Origin of the sequence: Actinoplanes sp. NPDC049118 (assembly GCF_040648555.1) — a bacterium.
Classification (GTDB): domain Bacteria; phylum Actinomycetota; class Actinomycetes; order Mycobacteriales; family Micromonosporaceae; genus Actinoplanes.
The window spans coordinates 117,214-136,259 of sequence record NZ_JBEZDY010000011.1 but is presented as its reverse complement, the minus strand read 5'-3'; the positions used below and the strand labels follow the sequence as shown (position 1 = coordinate 136,259).

At 70.5% G+C, this 19,046-nt stretch carries 16 protein-coding genes and 27 tRNA genes; 32 read left to right on the top strand and 11 right to left on the bottom strand.

Annotated elements, in window-relative coordinates; translation table 11 throughout:
• Position 1: 1 nt before the first annotated feature.
• The 6 genes from AB0B58_RS19145 to AB0B58_RS19120 all read right to left on the bottom strand — a co-directional run bounded on the left by AB0B58_RS19145 (position 2) and on the right by AB0B58_RS19120 (position 6,148).
• Positions 2-1,954 (bottom strand): hypothetical protein, encoded by a 1,953-nt coding sequence (locus tag AB0B58_RS19145; RefSeq protein ID WP_360225021.1) that lies wholly within the window; start codon positions 1,952-1,954, stop codon positions 2-4.
• A gap of 28 nt (positions 1,955-1,982) precedes the next feature.
• Entirely contained in the window at positions 1,983-2,726 is a 744-nt protein-coding gene (locus AB0B58_RS19140) for a leucine-rich repeat domain-containing protein (RefSeq protein WP_360225019.1), read from the bottom strand.
• Between the two features lie 74 nt (positions 2,727-2,800).
• Positions 2,801-2,926: a hypothetical protein gene (locus tag AB0B58_RS19135; protein ID WP_360225017.1), complete on the bottom strand. Its 126-nt coding sequence runs from the start codon at positions 2,924-2,926 to the stop codon at positions 2,801-2,803.
• Between the two features lie 203 nt (positions 2,927-3,129).
• The gene (locus tag AB0B58_RS19130; protein WP_360225015.1) at positions 3,130-4,203 is read right to left on the bottom strand and encodes a hypothetical protein; all 1,074 of its coding nucleotides are present in this window, start codon (positions 4,201-4,203) and stop codon (positions 3,130-3,132) included.
• Positions 4,200-5,288 (bottom strand): SPFH domain-containing protein, encoded by a 1,089-nt coding sequence (locus AB0B58_RS19125; RefSeq protein ID WP_360225013.1) that lies wholly within the window; start codon positions 5,286-5,288, stop codon positions 4,200-4,202. The genes AB0B58_RS19130 and AB0B58_RS19125 overlap by 4 nt, the downstream gene beginning before the upstream one ends.
• Before the next feature lie 74 nt (positions 5,289-5,362).
• The gene (locus AB0B58_RS19120) at positions 5,363-6,148 is read right to left on the bottom strand and encodes a hypothetical protein (protein WP_360225011.1); all 786 of its coding nucleotides are present in this window, start codon (positions 6,146-6,148) and stop codon (positions 5,363-5,365) included.
• Between the two features lie 9 nt (positions 6,149-6,157).
• Here AB0B58_RS19120 and AB0B58_RS19115 point away from each other — a divergent pair, with 9 nt between their 5' ends.
• Positions 6,158-6,523 (top strand): hypothetical protein, encoded by a 366-nt coding sequence (locus tag AB0B58_RS19115; RefSeq protein WP_360225009.1) that lies wholly within the window; start codon positions 6,158-6,160, stop codon positions 6,521-6,523.
• Between the two features lie 24 nt (positions 6,524-6,547).
• Here the strand turns inward: AB0B58_RS19115 and AB0B58_RS19110 are convergent, their stop codons facing one another.
• The gene (locus AB0B58_RS19110; RefSeq protein ID WP_360225007.1) at positions 6,548-7,264 is read right to left on the bottom strand and encodes a hypothetical protein; all 717 of its coding nucleotides are present in this window, start codon (positions 7,262-7,264) and stop codon (positions 6,548-6,550) included.
• Between the two features lie 31 nt (positions 7,265-7,295).
• A complete protein-coding gene (locus tag AB0B58_RS19105; RefSeq protein ID WP_360225005.1) occupies positions 7,296-9,845 on the bottom strand; it encodes a CHAT domain-containing protein in 2,550 nt (849 codons plus the stop codon).
• Positions 9,846-10,252: 407 nt separating this feature from the next.
• Between AB0B58_RS19105 and AB0B58_RS19100 the strand changes: the two genes are divergently transcribed.
• From AB0B58_RS19100 to AB0B58_RS18950, 31 genes are all read left to right on the top strand, one after another.
• Positions 10,253-11,830 carry a DHA2 family efflux MFS transporter permease subunit gene (locus tag AB0B58_RS19100; RefSeq protein ID WP_360225003.1) on the top strand — a complete coding sequence of 526 codons (1,578 nt, stop codon included), beginning with the start codon at positions 10,253-10,255 and terminating at the stop codon, positions 11,828-11,830.
• A 94-nt stretch (positions 11,831-11,924) separates the two neighbouring features.
• Positions 11,925-12,284: a hypothetical protein gene (locus AB0B58_RS19095; protein WP_360225001.1), complete on the top strand. Its 360-nt coding sequence runs from the start codon at positions 11,925-11,927 to the stop codon at positions 12,282-12,284.
• 185 nt (positions 12,285-12,469) lie between these two features.
• Entirely contained in the window at positions 12,470-12,868 is a 399-nt protein-coding gene (locus AB0B58_RS19090; protein WP_360224999.1) for a hypothetical protein, read from the top strand.
• A 657-nt stretch (positions 12,869-13,525) separates the two neighbouring features.
• Positions 13,526-13,599 (top strand) — tRNA-Trp (locus AB0B58_RS19085).
• Between the two features lie 142 nt (positions 13,600-13,741).
• Positions 13,742-13,815: transfer RNA gene (locus tag AB0B58_RS19080), tRNA-Glu, on the top strand.
• 11 nt (positions 13,816-13,826) lie between these two features.
• A tRNA-Gly gene (locus AB0B58_RS19075) sits at positions 13,827-13,903 on the top strand.
• 7 nt (positions 13,904-13,910) lie between these two features.
• Positions 13,911-13,981, top strand: a tRNA-Gln gene (locus tag AB0B58_RS19070).
• A gap of 8 nt (positions 13,982-13,989) precedes the next feature.
• Positions 13,990-14,062 (top strand) — tRNA-Leu (locus tag AB0B58_RS19065).
• Position 14,063: 1 nt separating this feature from the next.
• Positions 14,064-14,133 (top strand) — tRNA-Thr (locus tag AB0B58_RS19060).
• A gap of 27 nt (positions 14,134-14,160) precedes the next feature.
• Positions 14,161-14,231: transfer RNA gene (locus AB0B58_RS19055), tRNA-Gly, on the top strand.
• Between the two features lie 45 nt (positions 14,232-14,276).
• Positions 14,277-14,720: an HNH endonuclease gene (locus tag AB0B58_RS19050; protein ID WP_360224997.1), complete on the top strand. Its 444-nt coding sequence runs from the start codon at positions 14,277-14,279 to the stop codon at positions 14,718-14,720.
• Positions 14,721-14,765: 45 nt separating this feature from the next.
• A tRNA-Gln gene (locus tag AB0B58_RS19045) sits at positions 14,766-14,836 on the top strand.
• A 5-nt stretch (positions 14,837-14,841) separates the two neighbouring features.
• Positions 14,842-14,914, top strand: a tRNA-Leu gene (locus AB0B58_RS19040).
• 20 nt (positions 14,915-14,934) lie between these two features.
• Positions 14,935-15,009 (top strand) — tRNA-Leu (locus AB0B58_RS19035).
• 15 nt (positions 15,010-15,024) lie between these two features.
• Positions 15,025-15,099 (top strand) — tRNA-Ala (locus AB0B58_RS19030).
• Positions 15,100-15,103: 4 nt separating this feature from the next.
• Positions 15,104-15,175, top strand: a tRNA-Asp gene (locus tag AB0B58_RS19025).
• Positions 15,176-15,180: 5 nt separating this feature from the next.
• Positions 15,181-15,267, top strand: a tRNA-Ser gene (locus AB0B58_RS19020).
• Positions 15,268-15,273: 6 nt separating this feature from the next.
• Positions 15,274-15,350: transfer RNA gene (locus AB0B58_RS19015), tRNA-Ile, on the top strand.
• A 1-nt stretch (position 15,351) separates the two neighbouring features.
• Positions 15,352-15,424 (top strand) — tRNA-Arg (locus tag AB0B58_RS19010).
• Positions 15,425-15,435: 11 nt separating this feature from the next.
• Positions 15,436-15,512: transfer RNA gene (locus AB0B58_RS19005), tRNA-Pro, on the top strand.
• 1 nt (position 15,513) lies between these two features.
• Positions 15,514-15,588 (top strand) — tRNA-Pro (locus AB0B58_RS19000).
• Between the two features lie 70 nt (positions 15,589-15,658).
• Positions 15,659-15,748 (top strand) — tRNA-Ser (locus AB0B58_RS18995).
• 4 nt (positions 15,749-15,752) lie between these two features.
• Positions 15,753-15,827: transfer RNA gene (locus AB0B58_RS18990), tRNA-Lys, on the top strand.
• Between the two features lie 6 nt (positions 15,828-15,833).
• A tRNA-Arg gene (locus AB0B58_RS18985) sits at positions 15,834-15,907 on the top strand.
• A gap of 9 nt (positions 15,908-15,916) precedes the next feature.
• Positions 15,917-15,990 (top strand) — tRNA-Arg (locus AB0B58_RS18980).
• 6 nt (positions 15,991-15,996) lie between these two features.
• A tRNA-Lys gene (locus tag AB0B58_RS18975) sits at positions 15,997-16,068 on the top strand.
• A 32-nt stretch (positions 16,069-16,100) separates the two neighbouring features.
• Positions 16,101-16,173, top strand: a tRNA-Val gene (locus AB0B58_RS18970).
• Positions 16,174-16,187: 14 nt separating this feature from the next.
• Positions 16,188-16,261, top strand: a tRNA-Glu gene (locus AB0B58_RS18965).
• A 211-nt stretch (positions 16,262-16,472) separates the two neighbouring features.
• Positions 16,473-16,554 (top strand) — tRNA-Tyr (locus AB0B58_RS18960).
• Between the two features lie 36 nt (positions 16,555-16,590).
• Positions 16,591-16,664: transfer RNA gene (locus tag AB0B58_RS18955), tRNA-Arg, on the top strand.
• A gap of 39 nt (positions 16,665-16,703) precedes the next feature.
• Positions 16,704-16,781: transfer RNA gene (locus tag AB0B58_RS18950), tRNA-Cys, on the top strand.
• Between the two features lie 218 nt (positions 16,782-16,999).
• Here AB0B58_RS18950 and AB0B58_RS18945 read toward each other — a convergent pair.
• From AB0B58_RS18945 to AB0B58_RS18935, 3 genes are all read right to left on the bottom strand, one after another.
• On the bottom strand, positions 17,000-18,214 hold the full coding sequence (locus tag AB0B58_RS18945) for a globin domain-containing protein (protein ID WP_360224995.1): 1,215 nt from the start codon (positions 18,212-18,214) through the stop codon (positions 17,000-17,002).
• 30 nt (positions 18,215-18,244) lie between these two features.
• Positions 18,245-18,673: an Rrf2 family transcriptional regulator gene (locus tag AB0B58_RS18940; RefSeq protein WP_360224993.1), complete on the bottom strand. Its 429-nt coding sequence runs from the start codon at positions 18,671-18,673 to the stop codon at positions 18,245-18,247.
• Positions 18,674-18,737: 64 nt separating this feature from the next.
• Positions 18,738-18,881, bottom strand: a complete 144-nt coding sequence (locus AB0B58_RS18935) for a hypothetical protein (protein WP_360224991.1) — start codon at positions 18,879-18,881, stop codon at positions 18,738-18,740.
• Positions 18,882-19,046 lie beyond the last annotated feature (165 nt).

Below are 19,046 nucleotides of genomic sequence, written 5' to 3'. Positions count from 1 at the left end.
TTCAACCGATCGCTTCCAGGGCCTTGCGGCACAGGTTCAGCAGGTCCTCGTCGTCGCGTACCGGGTTGATGCTGTGCGCGAAGGGCTCCATCGTGTACCGGCGGCGCTCTCGCAGCTCGGCCAGCAGCAGCGGCCGGGCCGGCGCCGCCGACGGTCCCATCCGCGCCCACACCTCGGCGGCCGCCCGGCGGGTCTCCGCGCTCTCCCGCCACCCGTACTCCAGCACGGGCATGGTGGCGTCGACGTCGCCGGCCGCCGACCACAGGGCGCGGGCGGCGTCCATCCGTACCCAGAAGTCCTCGTCCTGGAGCAGCTCGCGCAGGTACGGCGCGAAGTCGGCCAGCGGGGCGCCCACCTGGGCGAGGAGCGACGTCATGTCGCGCTTGCCGTACTGCTCGTCGCGGTACCGGTCGAGCACCTCCCGGGCCGCGGTGTCGTCGCCGCACACATGCCAGATCGCGGCGGCGGCGAAGGCCGCCTCGATCCGGTGCCCGGTGCCGATGATCTCCCTCAGCCGCTGCTCCGAGCGCCGCGCCGCCGGGCCGAAGGCGCCCAGCGCCCGGATGGCGCCCCGGTCCAGCGGCTCGGCCAGCAGGTCGTCGGTGGTCGCGGCGGCGGCCGGACCGATCCGGACCAGCGCGCCGATCAGATCGGAACGGCGTTGGTCGGCGTCGGGCATCTCCCGCCGGCGTCGCACGAGCAGCGGGGCCAGGTCGGCGGCGCGGGCGCCGTACCGGCCCACGAGGGCGCCGATGCCGCGGGGCACCACCTCCGCCTCGAGCACCCAGGCGAGCATCGGCAGCGCGCGTGGGTCGCCGGTGCCGACCAGCGCGGACAGCGCCGGGCCCACGACGGCGCCGGAGCCCGAGGCGATGACCCACGCCGCCTTCCTGTTCCGGGCGGACTCCGCAACGATCCGGTCGGAGCTCATCAGCGCGGCGACGAGCGCGTCGGCCGCGGGCGCCGCGTGTACGTCCATTATCCCGAGCGCCTGGTAGGCCCGGTCCCGGGCGGTCGCGGGCCCGCGGGTCACCTGCTCGGCGACGAGCGCGGCCAGCGACGCGTAGTCGGCACGCCAGCAGTTGACCATGTATCCCGCGGCCCGAATGCCGCTCTCGCGGCACTTGGGGTCGGGCGAGCGCAGCAGCGCGACCAGCAGTTCCATCCGCGCCTCGAGCCGGTCCCCCATCGAGTTGCTCACTCCGATGACCAGCTCACCCAGGTCGACCCGGCGCCGCCGCGAGCCGTCGCCGTGCTGTGTCAGCATGGCGAGCGAGGTCTCCACGGCGACCGGCGGTCCGCCGTGTTCCGTCAGCGTGATCGCCTGCGTCAGCGCCGCCACGCGTACGCCGTGGTCCGGGTCGTCGGAGAGCACCCCGGCGAGCCAGGTTCCGGTCTCGGCGCCGTCGCCCGCACGGCGGGCGAGCTCCGCGGCCGCGCCGACGACGGCCGTGCGGACGCCGGCGTCGGATTCGGTGTCGAAGCGTTGCCGAAGCGCGGCGTGCGCCTCGGCCGCGCGGTCCCGGCAGGCGAGCAGCGCGGTGCAGGTCGCCGCGCGGACCGACGGCGCGCGGTCGGTCAGCAGTTCGAGCAGGATCGGGTACGCCGCACCCACCGTCGCGTTGGCCCGCGTCTCCTCCGGGGTCAGCGCCCCGGCGTGTGCGGCGTTGCCGATGCTGGCCAGCAGCTCCACCACGGCGGCGCGTCCCGGACGGCGCCGGTCGGCCGCCACGCGCAGCAGGAACGGGACGGCGGCCAGCGTGCTGTCGTATATGTCGCCCTGGTGGTGGACGGAGCCGTACATGAAATCCAGGGCTGCCTCGCGCACGGCCGGGTCGGTGTCGGTGAGCCCGCGCAGGCCCTCCGGTACGTCGGTCGCGGCGCCGTATGCGTGGGTCATCGACTCCCACGCCACCTCGCCGACGCCGGCGAGAACATCCACGGACCTGGCCATGGCACGCAATCATGCCACCCGCCGGAACTCACGCAAGATCCACGTCCTCGCCGTCCAGGCTGAGCTTCCGCAGCCGGGGCAGCCGACGCAGAACGGCCAGGACCTCGTCGTCGGGTGCGCAGGGTAGGGACAGCTCCGTGAGCGCGGTCAGCTCACCGATCCACTCCGGGATCTCGGTCATGCCCTCGTTCATCCACAGCCCGAGCTCCTGGAGGCTCGTCAGGCGGCGAACCCACTCCGGCAGCGTCGACAGGCCGTTGCGGGACAGCTCCAGCCGGGTCAGGTTGGTGAGCTGCCCGAGGCTGTCCGGGAGGCTCTCCGGCGAGCAGTTGAACCAGTCCATGTACAGGTTCAGCTCGGTGAGCCGGGTCAGGTCGCCGATGCTCTCCGGTAGCCGGTCCGACCGCGTGTCGACGAGGGAGAGCCTGGTGAGGTTCTTCAGCCCGCCGAGGAAGTCGAGGGGCTCGTCCTCCAGGTTGTTCTCGCTCAGGCTGAGCACGCGCAGCCCGGTGAGTTCGCCGATCACCTCGGGCACCTCGGCGATGTCGTTCGCCTGGAGGTCGAGTTCGGCCAGCCGGTCGAGCTCCGTCAGCCAGTGCGGCAGCTCCTCGATGTTGTTGAACCGCAGGTTGAGGGACTCGAGATGGGTGAGCCGGCGCACGGCCTTCGGCAGCTCGTCCAGCCCGCACCTGTCCAGGTCCAGCGTCGGCGACCGCGTGACGCGCGCGGCCTCGATGAGTTGCCTCGGCGACGGCTTCTCGATCTCCTGCATCACCGCATGCTAGGTGACGTGCAACAGCCGCATGACCGCTTCTATCGCCGGCCCGGACGCGGTCGAGCCCGTCGTCACGGTCTGACGGCTCCCGCCGGGTCGCCGCCGCGGGCCGCGCGGAGGCGGGTGATGACGCGGAGGATCTCGTCGCGGTTCTTGGCCGACTTCATCCAGGCCGGCAGCCGGGCGACGAGTGTCATGCCGGATCGGGTCGGGTCCCGCTCGCGCAGCCTCGCGGCGACGTAGTCCTCCAGCAGCGTCAGATGCGCGTCGTTGTAGGCCCACAGCGTGTGTCCCCCGCAGCACCGCGCGCGGTTACCTCCCCGGCGGATCAGGCACTGCCATGGCGATCAGCGTTGCAGACCGGCCGGTCGCCGGCGACACAATTCGCGGCCCGCTCGCCTCAGTCCTGCGCGCCGCCGAGGTACAGGTCCACCGCGACGACGAGGGCCGCGATCAGCGCCAGCGCCGCGAGCCCCATGGAAACAATCTTGGCGACGCTGTACGGCCGCTCCCCGGCGACCGCGCCGGTGCGCCCGTTGATCATGACGTGGTACGTCTTTCCGGCGTGCAGGTAGCAGGCGAGCCACACCGGCAGCAGCATCAGCTTGAACGTGATGTCGAAGTGGGAGGTACGCAACGAGGTGACCCGCTGCTCGTCGCCGCCGATCCGGGCCCGGCAGTCCCGCTCGATCACGCCGGCCATCCGGGCCTTCGCGGAAACCAGCCCGGCCTCGGGCTCCACGTCGTAGCGCAGGGTCTCGTGGCCGGCCAGGAACTCCGGCCGGTACGGCTGCGCCTGCGGCAGCGGCCACGGCTCCAGCTTGACCAGATGCCTCACCGCCAGCCGGCCGGTCCCCGCGACCAGCACGTCGTCGAAGTCACGGGCCACGGTGCCGGACACCGAATGCCACCGCGTCTTGCGCACCCGGCGGGTCTGCGAGTTCCCGTTCACGGTGTGTGTCTCGGTCACCCAGTAGTGCGTGCCGCGCTGGCCGGTGTACCACGACATCGTGCGCGCGTCGTACGTCCAGTGCGGCACGTACGTGCTGTGCGCCGACTCCGCCTCGGACACCTTCTTCAGCGAGTTCGGCGCGAACCAGCGCGACGCCGCCCAGCCGCTCAGCACCGACCGCACCGCGGGCCGGTCCAGGACGAACGGCAGCACGGCCTCGGGCGCCACCATCTCGCCGGCGGTGGCGTCCGCGACCAGGGGCGCGGCGCAGAACTGGCACCGGTCGGAGATCTTGTCGCTGTGCGTCACCGCGCCGCAGCCGCGGCAGGTGAACGTGTACGCGGCCAGCATCGCGACCGGCTCGCGGGGCATCCGGGCGAACTCCGCGTACGGGTGCTCGCGCACCCGGGCGCCGGTCGGCACCAGCGGCGTCTCGGCAGCGCAGTACGGGCACCTGAGCACCGCGGTGCCCGGCGCGAACTCGACGTTGGCTCCGCAGCTGGAGCACGGGTACTGGTTCATCGGGGCGGCAGGGGCGGCGGGACAGCGGCGAACGCGCTGCTCAGCTCGGGCACCTGCCCGGCGGCGACCCACCCCGCCATGCCGTTCCTCCAGACCACGGTGTCCCGGGTCAGCGTGCCCGACCTGACCTGCCCGGCCAGCACGGCCAGGTCGAACGGGCCGTGCCGCTGCCCGTCGACCCCGACGAACCATCCGGCCGTCGGCAGGGGCGGCGGCCCGGCCGGGGCGGACGCGACGTTCATCGACTGCACGGCGAGCTGACCGGCCGCCATGCCCAGGCCGAGGCCGATCGCGGAGCCGGCCTCGCCGGGGTTACCGGCCGCGGCCTCGATCGCGTTCGCCGTCTGGAACCTGGTGTAGTCGTCCAGGCTGCCGACCACGCCCATGGAGGTGCGCCTGTCCAGCGCCGCCTCCACCTCGGGCGGGACCGAGATGTTCTCGATGATGAACTTCGCGATCGCGATGCCGTTGGCAGTCAGCTCGTCGGTGAGCACCGCGGCGAGGGTGTCCCCGATGGACAGCTGCTGGGCCGCGAGGTCGGGCAGCGGCACGTTCGCCCGGGCGAGGGCGCTGCCGAAATGCCCGACGACCAGCTGACGCAGATACTCCCGGACGTCCTCCGTGCGGAACCGCGCGTCGGTGCCGACCAGCTCCAGCAGCAGCCGGGCCGGGTCGACGACGCGCATCGCGAAGGCGCCGAACGCCCGCAGCCGCACCGCACCGAGCTCGGGGTCACGGACGATGACCGGGTTCTGCGTGCCCCACTTGAGGTCGGTGAACTGCCGGGTGTTGACGAAGTACACCTCGGCCTTCCACGGCGACTCGAAGCCGTACTTCCAGCCCTTGAGGGTCGTGAGGACCGGCAGGTTCTGCGTGGTGAGGGTGTGCGTGCCGGGCTGGAACACGTCGGCGATCCGGCCCTCGTTGACGAAGACGGCCGTCTGCGATTCCCGCACGACGAGCGTGGCGCCCATCTTGATCTCGTTGTCGTAGCGGGGGAACCGCCACACAATGGTGTCCCGGCTGTCGTCGGTCCACTCGATGACGTCGACCAGCTCGCCCTTGAGCTTGCCCCACAACCCCATGGCGAACCCCCTTCCGCGTACGCAAACCTCGTGATCAAGACCGCGCGGAACGGTACCAACGACGTACGACAAGGTCAGTACGGGCTTGTTCCCGACGGCACCCACCAATCGCCGAGCGCCATGTTGAGAACCAGGACGAGGGCGCTGACCAGCAATGAGGCGAGGATGCCGATCAGCAGACCGAGAAAGCCCCGGTCCCGCCGCTGCCTGCCGTCGGCGCCGAGGGCGGGCCGGGCGGTGCGCGACCACGGCCGGTCACGCAGCAACCAGAACACCAGGCCCAGGCCGTACGGCGCGGTGAGCGTCAGCCAGAACCAGAACCACCGGGTGCCGAGCACCGGTGCCGGCCCGGCGACGATCACCCCGAGCACGAGCAGCGCGAGGACGAGACCGGCGCCGGCGAGCCACGGACCCGTGGTGTCGACGGCACCCGTCCGGTCCGCCACTCCGGCGGCCACCAGGTCCTGGGCGAGACCGGTGGCCCCGGGCCCCGAGTAGTCGTTCTCCGCTACGGCGCCGTTGACCGTCACCTCGTCGAACTTCTCGGTGTCGGTCCAGCGGACCCGGCCGTCACCGGTACGCCACACGAACAGCGGGCCGATGGTGCCCGTCGAAGTCAGCTCCGCGCCGTCGAACCAGATGAGGTGCGAGACCTGGGTGTCCCACGAGTCACCCCACTGGTACGCGGTCAGGCGCTTCTCGGCCACGGCCGCCTTGGCCTCGGCGTAGCTCGCCGGCCGGGGGGCCGACCACCAGCTAGCCGCGGACGCGAGCAGCCACATCGCCAGCAGCACGGCGCGGAGCACGCTCCACCACCGCCGACCCGGCGGGTTCAAGGAAGGAGACGTATCCACAGCCATGATCAAATCATGTCCCGGGTGGCAACCCGGTGGAGACCTGGCGCGAGGACTACCCCTACGGCCGAGCGGCTCGACCGCGACGTCTACGAGGAGCAGAAGTATCAGCGCCAGATCGAGCTGCTGAAGTTCCAGTACTGGTCCCTGGAGACCGCCACCAAGCACGTCATCCTGTTCGAGGGCCGCGACGCCGCCGGCAAAGGCGGCACGATCAAGCGGTTCATGGAACACCTCAACCCGCGCGCCGCCCGGGTCGCCCGCATCAACGCGATGCGGTTCTTCCTCAACCAGTTCGAGTACGAGGGCAAGGACACCTCGGTGGTCTACCCCGCGGATCCCCTGCTCGTGCAGCGCGGCCGGGACTCGATCAACGGCTGACCGACGTACCGGCCGCGCCGTCGATCATCCCCAGAGACGTACGGTGAGCGGGTCGGCCATGGTCTGCCTGGGCCGGCTGAACGCCGCGATCCGCAGGCCGCTGCGGACGACGTCGGCGCTGAGCTCGAGCCGGGCGTGACAGGTCGTCATGGCCGGACTGGCCCGGACCAGCAGATGCATCCATTTGCTTCCGTGGACGTGCGTGCCCTTGGCGGCTTGGAAGTCCCACGCCGGTTCCGACTCGCCCGCGCCGGACGCACTGATGATCGGCTGAATCTCCTGGTACTCGATGCCGAAGCCGACCGAGCCGATACCGGCCTCGACCTCGAGGAACTTCAACGTGGGCGCCAGGCTGATCGTCACGTTGCGCTTCACCTCGCTCGTGACGAACAGGGGATGAAGGTCGAACGCGCTCGGAATCAGGCCGGCCTCGTCCCGCTGCAACGACACCGAGAATCTCGCCCACTCGATCTCGGTGTTGTCGTGCTCCGGCCGGAACGAGCAGGCCAGCCGTACCAGGTAGAAGTCGGCCTCCGACAGCTTCGAGCGCATCGGCGCCGGCAGCGCGCCGGCGTCGAAGAAGTCGACGACGTTCCAGACCTCGGGGCGTCCGATGCTGACGACCGGCAGGTTTCGCATCGGGGCGCCCGATCCGGTGGACTCCGGGCCGCGCTGGGACGCCGCCGGCGGCACGGTGTCGTCCGGCTCCAGCTCGCCCTCCCACAGTGGCGTCTCGATCACGTCTGGTACCTGAAGCAGCATGGCGCGCCTCTCATCTCGGGGCTGTCACCGGCCATTTGATCGACCAGTCACCGGACAGCACGAATGCGTCTGACGAGTCCGCCCGGCCCGGCCCGGCGGCGAGCCTTCCGGCGAACACCGCCCGGGCCAGGCACCGGTCCAGGTCGAGGCCGGCGCGCCAGTCGCCGTAGAACGAGGTCATCAGCGCGGCGGTGGCCGGGTCGTCGACCCGCCACAGGCTCGCGACCAGACAGCGGACGCCCGCCTGCAGGAATGCCTGGGAAAGCCCGGCGAACTCGTATCCACCGAGGGACTCGGCCACGCCGGTCTCGCAGCCGGAGAGGACGAGCAGGTCGAGCGTGATGGACTCGGCCAGGATCTCCCTCGCCGTCAGCACCCCGTCCGCGAGGACGATGCCGGAATCCAGCGGAGAGCCCGGCGAGAAGAGCGCGTGGGCCGCGATGTGCGCGACCGGCGACCGGCGCAGCCCGTTCAGCACGCGGTCCTTCGTCGCGGCGGGCCCGAGCAGCGGATCGACACCCATCATCGCCGCGATCTCCACCGCCTCGGCCTCGGCGTGCGTCAGATTTCCGGTGGGGTCGCCGACCACGGTGGCCGGTCCGCGCGCGGCCGGTCGGCGATCGAGCAGGAACGGCAGCAGGCCCAGCGACTCCATTGTGACCAGCGGCAGCGCGCCGCCGTCCCCTCGTCGCCAGCCGGCCCGTGCCGCCAGCAGCGACCAGGGCAGTCGCAGCGCGGCGTCGTACGGCGCGAGGACGACCCGGTCGACGCCGTCGAGATGCGCGCAGACCGCGTCGAGCAGCGGGCGCAGCGGCCGGTCCCACGTCTCGGCGCGCCGGCCGGAGCCGGAACGCACCTCCCGGTCGAAGCGGTTCAGGAGGTCGCGCCACCCGGACGAATCGATCTCGGCCGAACAGACGTCCGGCGCCTCCTCGCCGGAGCGCAGCACGAAGATCAGCGTCCGGAGGTTCGTCGAGAACGCCGACAACAACGCCGTCTCCGGCCCCAGCCGCTGCGCGAGACCGGCCAGGGTCTCCCAGCTGAGCGGGCGTCCGCGGCGCAGCGCCACGTACTCGGCGGCGCGCGGGTCGGCGGCCGTCATCGATGCCCAGACCGCCTCGAGCTCACCGCGCAGCGCCGCACGCCGGGCGAGGCGGCCGCCCGCGCCGGTGTCGGTCAACCCGGTGTCCCGGCCGTGACCGACGAGCTCCACGGTGTCCAGCATCCGCAGCTCGGCGAAGATCTCCCGCTCCCGAACGGCGCGGTCCGCGGGCACACCCGGCGGCGCCGGCAGGTCGCCGCGCCCGATCAGCTCCGTCAGGAGGCGGGACTTCGTCGCCTCGGCGACCAGCATCGCGCTGCGCAGCATGCGATCGAGGCCGTCCCTGGTCGCGACCGCCTCGGCGAACCAGAGGTACGCCGAGACGACCCGCTCGGCGATGCCGAGATCGGCCGCAACGCTCTGCTGACCGAGCTTGTAGGCCATCGGCACCGAGCCGAAGCCGTTGTCCAGCAGGTTGAGGGCGCGTACCCACGCCGCGAGCGCCGCGGCCAGCCCGGCGGCGCTTCCCGACACGACGGTCCGCTCGCTCAGCGCGATGCCGAGGGCGTTGAGATACCGCGGCAGTTCGCCGGCCCCTTCGGGGCTTGCCGCGACCGCCGCCTCCAGCGCCTCGATCGCCGCCGCCAACCGTGCGGGATCCTCGTCACGCAGGTACCGCCCCCACAACGTGCCGCCTATCGCGTAGTAGGCCGCATGACGCGTCACCGAACCCGCCGGGGCGCGATCGGCGATCGCACGCAGCTCCGCGATCGTTCGTGACTCCTCCCCCGCGGCCTGGAGCTCCTCCGACCGGCGGAGCTGGAGAAGCCGCACCGTGTTCAGGCCCGCGGCCACGGGTGACCGTAGCCAGGAATCGGGGGGAGTGATGGCGGCGGCGCCCTCGTAGAGCCCGGCGGCGCGGTTCAGATCGGTGAACGACTCCGTGGCGGCGGCGCGTTCGAGAAGCGCCACGGCGAGGTTCACCATCGCCGCCACCCGCTCGGGCGCGCCGACCGGAGCGAGCTCGACGGCGATCTCCGCACTGGTGACCGACTCGTCCAGATCCTCGCGATGGCGGGTGCGGTAGTACCGCTCGTGCAGGGCGTGCGACAGGTTGCTCAGGTTGCGCGCCCGGTCCGCCGGTGCCTGTACGCCGGCGAGAACGGCGCGGCCGTTAGTGATCGCGGCCTCCAGGTCCTCGAGCCCACCGAGTTGCGAGTACCGGTTCACCAGGGCGACCGCCAGGTTCCCCCGCGCGAGGGTGGCGAGCTCGGAACCCGGCACCAGGTCCTGGCAGCGGCGGTAGCAGTCCATGGCCGCCGCCAGGTCGTCCACGTTCCCCGCCAGCCGGTGGCGGTCCAGCAGGCGGTTGCCAAGGCTGTTGAGCAGCTCGGCCTGCTCGGTGGAACCGGGCGCGGCGGCGTCGACCCCGGCCCGCAACTTCATGATCCGCCGGTCGAGGTCGCGTGCGTGCCCCGATCGGCGCACCAGCGCGCGTACCCGTGATCGAAAGGTCATCGGCCGCCCTGACCGTCGGAGCTCAAACGCTTGAGCAGGTAGGACCGGCATCAGGGTCGCACCTACCGAATCGGCGGTGCCACGCCGATGTCCAAGATCCGACCGCTCACGTTTTGCGCGTCGACATGGTGCGTATCACATGGAGTTCGGGCAAAAGGGTTGGCTCTAGAAAGCGGGCTAATCGCTGCAATGCCCACCAGGTCGCCGTATATGCCGCGCGATTCGGGAGAGGGGTGACTGTGCCGTCGGTCACCGACCTGCCCGTTGCGTGGTCGCCCCTGAGATGCTGGGAAAACCGGATGATCGCAACCCGGCCGAGATGACACCATGGTCGCCCGCAGCGCGCGCGGCCTTGGGTTTCGGTGTGCCGCGGGCGGCAGCCGGCCCTACGAAACATGGAGCTCTTTGTGACCGATCAGGCCGTTGCGCCGCCCACGAAACTGGACGCTGCCGTATTCAAGATCGCCGGCGTGGTGGTCCTCGGCGCGATCATGTCGATCCTCGACATCACCGTGGTCAGCGTCGCGATCCCGACCTTCCAGTCCGAGTTCAACGCCACGTACGCCGAGGTCGCCTGGACCATGACCGGCTACACCCTGGCGCTGGCGACGGTGATTCCGCTCAGCGGCTGGGCCGCCGACAGGTTCGGCACCAAGCGGCTGTACATGCTCGCGCTGCTGCTGTTCACGCTCGGCTCCGCGCTCTGCGCCACCGCCGACTCGATCGAACAGCTCGTCGCCTTCCGGGTGCTGCAGGGCCTCGGCGGCGGCATGCTCATGCCGATCGGCATGACGATCATGACGCGCGCGGCCGGCCCGCAGCGGATCGGCCGGCTGATGGCGGTCCTCGGCGTTCCGATGCTGCTCGGCCCGATCGCCGGCCCCATCCTCGGCGGCTGGCTGATCGAGGCCGCCAGCTGGCACTGGGTGTTCCTGATCAACCTGCCGATCGGCGCGATCGGGCTGGTCTACGCCCAGTTCGCGCTGCCGAAGGACAACCCGCAGCCGTCGGAGTCGTTCGACTTCATCGGCATGCTGATGCTCTCGCCCGGTCTCGCGCTCTTCCTGTTCGGCGTCTCGTCGCTGCCCGAGACCAGCACGATCACGGCCAACAAGGTCTGGATCCCGATGCTCCTCGGCGCCCTCCTGGTGATCGGGTTCGTCCTGTACTCGTTCAAGCCCAAGCACCCGCTGCTGGACCTGCGCCTGTTCCGCAACCGCAACCTGGCCGTCGCGTCGATCTCACTGTTCGTGTTCATCATCGCGTTCATGGGCGCCGGCCTGCTGTTCCCGAGCTACTTCCTGCAGGTCCGCGGCGAGTCGACGCTCAACGCCGGCCTGCTGATGGCGCCGCAGGGCATCGGCGCGATGCTGACGATGCCGATCGCCGGAGCCCTGGCCGACAAGATCCCGGTGGGCCGGACCGTGCCGTTCGCGATGGCGCTCATCGCCGCCGGGTTCTTCACCTTCACCCAGGTCGGCACCGACACCTCGTACTGGCTGCTGTGCGGCTCGCTGTTCGTGATGGGCCTCGGCATGGGCGGCACGATGATGCCGATCATGACGTCGGCCCTGCGGACCCTGGGCAGTCACGACGTGGCGCGCGGCTCCACGCTGGTGAACATCCTCCAGCAGATCGGCGGCTCGATCGGTTCCGCGATCATGTCGGTGATCCTGACCAGCCAGCTCAACGAGTCGACCCCGATCCCCGGCATGGTCGACGAGAAGACCGGCAAGCCGGTCACCGAGGCCGGCGCCGCGATCGCCAGCCAGCACGGCGCGCAGCTGCCGGTCGAGCCGTCGGTGATCGAACGCGGCCTTACGTTCGTGGCCGACTCGTTCGCCACGACGTTCATGGTCGCCTTCGCTCTGGTGCTGTTGACGTTCATCCCGATCGCGTTCCTGCCCCGCAAGCGCATACCCGCGCAGCAGGACGCCGGCGGTGACGACGCCGGCCGCGTCGAGACCCCGGTGATGGTGCACTGAGAGACCGGTACTTCGAGACCTGCGGCGCGCATCCGAGTCGGATGCGCGCCGCAGGTTTGCCGGCACCTGGTTTTGTCCGCGAGTCAGGAGCGGTGTGACAGCAACAGAAACCGCGGCGGTGCGCCCCGGCCGACTCAACAGGCGGTACGGCGGTCCGGGCACGGTCGCCGGATTCGTCGGCGTTTTCGGCGTGCTCTTCCTCTTCGCCGGGTACACGATCTTCGATTCGAGCTACCTCATGTCGAACCACTGCTTCGACGCCGGCGGGCAGATCGTCTGCCCGACGAGCGGTCCGGACTGGGCCCGCCCCCTGCCCGGCGCGGCCGCGCTCCTGGGCCTGCTCGCCGGTCTCGCCGGTCTCCTGGCCGGCCGCCCGGTCCGCACTCCCGCCCTGGTCGCGGGCTTCCTGCTGACCGCCGCCGGCCTGGCCGCCGGCTTGCTGCTCCGCCCCTGAACGCACACGCAAAGATCGCGGGCCGCTGAGCGTCAGAGACAGGAACGGATCATCCTGTCGGACGACGACGGACAACCGAATGACGCCGGGAACCCGGCGACACGGCACCGCGCGGCAGCGACTTCCGACGACAACGGCGTGCCAGGCCGACTGCCAAGGTCCGCCCGGCCTCCTACGCTGCTCTGGTGCCCGAAGCCGCTGCCCCCCGAAGTCACCTGGCGCGCGTCCTACTGGCAGCCGCCCTCGACATTTCGGTCATCGGCGGCGACATCGCGCTCCGACTCGCCATCGAGGATGCGACCGGCAGCGACCTGCTGGTTTTTCTGATCCCCACCGCGGCGCTGATCTGCGTGACCGCATGGCTGGCGCCCAAGGTCTCCTACCGTCGCCGCGACGCGTTCTGGTGGCTCACCGGCATCGGTGGTCTGTGGCTGTTCCCGGTCATCGCGTGGCGCCTGGCCTACCTGCCGCACCGCGACTGGGCACCCCGCGACGATGAGCTGCGCCGAGTCCGATACCTGCAGGATCTCCGGTATGTGGGCACGTGGCTGCCGGCCGACGATCGTGAGTCCGCCAAGGCCTGAGCCCGGCGCCTGTTCCACAACCCGCCGAATGGCAACGCCGCTGAACCCGTTCCGGCGAGATGGCCGGCGTTCAAACCGTCCCCGACAACGCCCGCAGTTCGGTCTCGATGTCCGTAGCCACGGACGCTCCCTCTGCCGGCTCTGAGCTCTCACCCCGACCAGACCGGATACACCGCGGTCCGGTTGCCCCGCGGACCGCGGAATCTCGGCGGCTGACGCACTCCGCGCATCGGAGGCCCGCCCGGGGCGGCTCGGTCACTTCACAATGGACGCCGAGTGTCGGCCGCGATAAATCACTGGCGGGTATTCCGCGGTATGCGGCAGAGTGATCCCAACGCCAGCGGCGGGGTCGAAGTCCGGCTCACAAAACCGTTGACGAATGAAGCGTTATCGGCCATCCTGGATGCCGATACCGCACCGAGCGTTCCGAGGGGAGTTGAACCGTCATGTCGTGGCAGCCGATCTGCGCAATCGCCCAATCGAGGCCGACGCGGTGTGGGCTAGCCACGCCCGTCGTGACGGTGAAGCCGCACCTCAAAGGTTACGAAACCAGTCGTGATCTGGAGCGTTGGAACGGGTAGCGCAGCTGTATCTGCGTCTACGCCGCCCACCTCCGTACCCGAGGAACGGGCGGTTTTTTCGTTCCCGGATCGTCTTACGGGTGTAGCTCAACGGTATAGAGCACCGGCCTCCAAATCCGAAGGTTGCAGGTTCGAATCCTGCCACCCGTGCGTGCCCTGAATACGTTCAGTGGAATTGGTTTTTGGTAACTCAACAGTGGATGGCATGTATTTCCGGCGCCCATTTTTTGTGGGTCGCCGGTGACGATCCGGCGTGGGCACGAAGAGATTCTCGTGCCCACGCCGGGCACACCGCCCGTGAGGCTGAGGTAGGTAGACCACCGGACTCTCGATCCGGAAGACCGGGTTCAACCCCCGGACGGGCGACGCGACAACATGCGGCAGTAGCTCATCAGGCCAGAGCGCCACGCTTCCAACGTGGAGGTGCGGGGTTCGAGACCCCGCTGCCGCTCCAGGCTCCATGGGGGTTCGGCTAACGGCAGGCCACCGAGCTTTGACCTCGGCTGTGCAGGTTCGAGTCCTGCACCCCCAGCACCGAATGCCGCGGTAGCCCAACGGCAGAGGCCGCCGATTCAAGATCGGCTCAGTGCGGGTTCGAATCCCGCTCGCGGCACGCCTTCGCCCGACGGGTCGGGCCCCGCCCTGGTACGGCGGGCACCGCGGGTTCGAGCCCCGCCGAAGGCTCTCGCGCGCCGGCAAGGCGCGTGTCCCGTGGCTGTAGCACAACGGTCGTGCGCCGCCGTGCCATGGCGGAGACCGGGGTTCGACTCCCCGCAGCCACTCATGTCCAGCAGTACCGACGACGAGATAGGAAGGAGGTGGACCCGGTGACCGCGGTCCTCGTCTTGAACGCCGACCTCGGCCCGCTGCACCGGGTCACCCTCAAACACGCGATCCGGATGCTGTGCCGCAGGGTCGCCGAGATCCACGACGCCGAACCGGACCGGCTCATCGGCGTCTACCCGATGCCGAAGGTCGTCCGGCTCGTCGCCTACGTGGTGACCCGGTGGCGGCACAGCCGCGGCCCCGCCTGGTCCCGGCCCGGCGTGCTGGTCCGCGACGGCCGCCGCTGCGCCTACTGCGGCAAGGAGGCCTCGACCATCGACCACGTCCTGCCGCGCTCGCGCGGCGGAGCCAACACGTGGACCAACACCGTCGCCGCGTGCGGCCGGTGTAACCAGCGCAAGGGTGACCGGACCCCGGCCGAGGCCGGGATGCCGCTGCGAACCACTCCCTGGGTTCCCAGTTGGGCAGAGCTCACCACGCGCTGAGTAAGTCCGGGCCGCGGGAACCGCTACCCCCGCCGGCCCGGGCGATGCGAGCTGGTGCAACGGCAGCACACCCGGCTCTGACCCGGACGATGGAGGTTCGAATCCTCCGCTCGCAGCTCCCGCCCTCGTAGCCCAACGGCAGAGGCGACGGTCTGAGGGACCGTACAGTGCGCGTTCGAATCGCGCCGAGGGCACGCAACGCCGAACACACCATGCCCGGGTAGCCCAACTGGCAGGAGGCACCGCGCCCAGAACGCGGGCAGTGCAGGTTCGAATCCTGCTCCGGGTACGCAGCACGTTTATTGGGCCTGTAGCTCCAACTGGTAGAGCAGCGCTTTTGCACAGCGAAGGTTTGTCGGTTCGAATCCGACCGGGTCCACGATGTCGACGTAGCTCAGTGGTAGAGCATCCGCCTGTCGAGCGGAGGGCCGCGGGTTCGATTCCCGTCGTCGGCGCGCAAGGAGGGTTGGCCGAGTGGGAAGGCTGCGGCTTGCTACGCCGTCGACAGGGCCCAGGTCCTGCGGGGGTTCGATCCCCTCACCCTCCGCTTCGTCTCGCCGTGGCCCAGTTGGTAGGGGCGCCTCGCTGATAACGAGGAGGGCGCAGGTTCGACTCCTGCCGGCGAGACCAAGCCTCCATGGCTCAGCGGATAGAGCACCGGATTACGGATCCGGGGGTCCGAGGTTCGAATCCTCGTGGAGGCACGCAAGATCATCGGGATGTGGCGCGGCTTGGCAGCGCTCGCGGCTGGGGGCCGCGCGGTCGTCGGTTCGAATCCGGCCATCCCGACCAACGGGCTATGGCGCAGCTTGGTCAGCGCGCTCGCTTTGGGAGCGAGAGGACGTCGGTTCGAATCCGACTGGCCCGACGAAGCAGATGGCCGCGACACCCGGGTTAGCTACCGGGTCCCGCGGATCGACTGTGACCGCAACACCCTTGGAGGAGCCAGCCGAAAGTTGGCGCCGGCCGCCGTCTCGAAAACGGTTGGGGCTTTGCCGCCCGTGGCGGTTCGACCCCGCCCTCCTCCGCCTTGCGCCGTTAGCTCAGTCCGGTCAGAGCAGGGGCCTCTTAAGCCTCGGGTCCACAGTTCGAATCTGTGACGGCGTACAACATCCCCTGGTGGCTCAATCGGATCGAGCGGCGCCCTTCTAAGGCGACGGTTGCGGGTTCGAGTCCCGCCCAGGGGCCGAAATCACCTCCCGGTAGCTCAACGGAACAGAGCTGCGCGGTCCTAACGCGCGGGTTGCGGGTTCGAGTCCTGCCCGGGAGACAGCTCGCGCCGCGAGCATGGATGGTTATGCTCCGGACTTTTAATCCGGGGAGCAGGGTTCGAGTCCCTGGCGGCGTACCGCGGGGTGGAGCAGTCCGGTCCCCGCTCCCGTTCCGGTAGCTCAGTTGGTAGAGCGCCGCCTCGACAAGACGGAGGGCCCTGGTTCGAGTCCAGGCCGGAACACTTCTCAGCACCCTGGCGCGGTGGACGAACAGGTAGAGTCACCCGGCTTTCACCCGGGAAGGTGCGGGTTCGAGTCCCGTCCGCGCTGCGTATGCCCTGGTAGCTCAGCGGATAGAGCGGCCGAAAACGAAACGGCGGCACGGCGGGAGAGTTGCGGATGCACCGGGACCGGGCCAGTGGTGTAGAAGACCACGGGACAGGGAACCTCAGCCCCCGGCAGGGAAGCGCGTTGCCTCACCGTCGACACGGGGACGTGGGTTCGAATCCCACCCAGGGCACGACACGACGGTCACACACCTGCGGGCGCGCCGACGTTGGAGAGTCGGATCTGGCTGTAAACCAGGTGCCTCGGCTGAGGGGGTTCGAATCCCTCCGCCCGCACACACGTCCCACCGGCCGATCGGTCGCCGTGGGTATGCCTTCGTAGCTCAGCAGGACAGAGCGCGACGTTCCGAACGTCGAGGCCGCTGGTTCAAGTCCAGCCGGGGGCACGCAACACCGCCGGACCCGCGACCGCGGACCGGCGCGACGGCCTCGTGGCGTTCCCGGCGGAGCGCCCCGCCTGCAAAGCGGGTGACCCGATTCCGGTTCGACTCCGGGCGAGGCCTCGGCCATGCCATCCACTGAAGAGTTCCCGATCATCATCCGTTCGAAGCGTCGATGAACGCCGTGACGTCCCAGCCTGGAGCCTCCCGCTCAGCGCACTGCTCCCAGGCCTCGGCGCGCACTCCCCCGCATCCCCGCGTCGGCGAAGGGGTAGGAAATCCGCAACACAGCCGGAGCGTAGCCGTCGGATCCGCCGCCTGCGCACCGGCGGCGCGGCGGGTCAGACGGTGGCGGGCTCCGGGGACGGGCGCCACTGCTCCGAGCCGAAGACCTCGTATCGGATGCGCTCGTCCGGTACGCCGCGGCGGTGCAGGCCGGCGCGGACCGCCTGCATGAACGGGACCGGGCCGCAGAGGTAGACGTCGGCGTCCGGCGGCAGCGGGATCCCGGCGGTGTCGATCAGGCCGGGCCGCACGCCCGGCGCGTCGCCTGGCCGTTCGTACCAGACGACGCTGCGGAAGGAACGCAGCCGGGAGCCGTTGGCGGCCATCTCCGCGCGCAGCGGGTGCCGGTCCGGGCCGCGGTCGGCGTGCACCGCGGTGACGTCGCGGCCGGGTTGGGTACGCGCGACGTGATCCAGGATCGCCGCCATCGGCGTGACGCCGACCCCGGCGCTGATCAGGACCAGGGGCGTGTCGTTGTCGCGGAGCGTGAGCTCCCCGTACGGCTGGCTCAGCCGCAGCCTGCCACCCGCGTGGATGTGGTCGTGCAGGAAGCCGGAGACGATGCCGTCCGGCGCTCCGGCGGCGCCGCGGACCCGGCGTACGGTGATCCGCAGGCACCCGGAGGCTGCCGCCTGGGAGAGCGAGTACTGCCGCAGCTGCCGGCCCCCGCCGGGCAGGTCGGCGGCGACGGTGACGTACTGGCCGGGCCGGAAGGCCGGCGCGGGTCCGCCGTCGGCCGGGGCCAGCACGAACGAGATCGTGTCGTGTGCCTCGGCGATCCGGCTCAGCACCAGGTAGTCGCGCCAGGGGTCGGCGCCGTCGACACCGGCCTCGCCGTAGATCCGCGCCTCGCGGCCGATCAGCCGGGCGGCGAACAGCCAGTACACCTCGTCCCAAGCGGCGGCGACCGGCGGGGTGACCGCATCGCCGAGCACGGCCCGGACCGCGCCGAGCAGGTAGCGGCCGACCATCGTGTACTGCTCCGGTCGGACGCCCAGGGCGCAGTGCCGGTGCGCGATGCGTTCCACGAGGTGCTCGACGGCGACCTCGCCAGGTCCGGCGCCGATCAGGTGCGCGGCGAAGGCGGCCACCGCGCCGGCCAGCGCCTGCCGCTGCTCGCCGGTCGCCTGGGCGCCGCGGTTGAACAGGTGCAGCAGCTCCGGGTTCTCGCCGAGCATCGTCTCGTAGAAGACGTCGGTGATGGCGGGAAGGTTGGCGCCGACGACCGGCAGCGTGGCCTCGACGACCGGGGCACTGGTTGCGGACAGCATTGTTCCTCCAGGTGTGATGGTGGGAGCCGTTCAGCGGCGGCCGAGGCTGAGCAGCACCTGCCGCGTCGGCGGCGCGGCAAGGTCACCGACCGTGATCGGGTCGAGGGTCGTGTAGAAGGCCTCCTGCGCCCGGCGCAGCGCGCCGCGCAGGCGGCAGCCGGAGCTCAGCGGGCAGGCCGGCTCGCCGTCGCAGTCGACGACCTCGGTGGCGCCCTCGAGCTCGCGGACCAGGGCACCGATCGAGGCCGTGCCCGCACCGACGGCGAGGCGTACGCCGCCGTGCCGGCCGCGGACGGTCTCCAGCAGCCCGAGATGCTGCAGCCGCTGGACCACCTTGGCCAGGTGGTGGCGGGCGACCGCGAGGGAATCGGCCAGCTCGTCGACGGTGAGCAGGTCCGTGCGGGTCGCACCCAGCATGAGGATGCGCAGCCCGATGTCCGTGGATCGGTTGAGTCGCACGGACCGACCGTACCTAAACCGGAGTATGAGGTTCCTCTTTTATGGCCGGGATCACCGCGGCGGCTCAGGCGTCACGGGACCGGAGTGCGATCGCCCCCGCCACGATGGCCACGCCCGCGTACGCGGCGAGCACGCCGAGCCCCGACCACGGTCCCATGTGGGCCGTCGCGAAGTCCCGCGTCGTCTGGACGCTGAGGCCCGCGTCCATCGCTCAGCGCCATGAGCCCGGCCAGCACGCCGAACAGGGAGATCTGCACCATGTCGTCCGGCGGGATCTCGGGACCGATCTTGCCGGTACCCCTGATGGTGTAGTTGCCGTTCGCCTCGGTCACGCTCCCCCGTGTCCCCTCGCCCTTGTCGTGCTCGCCCTCGG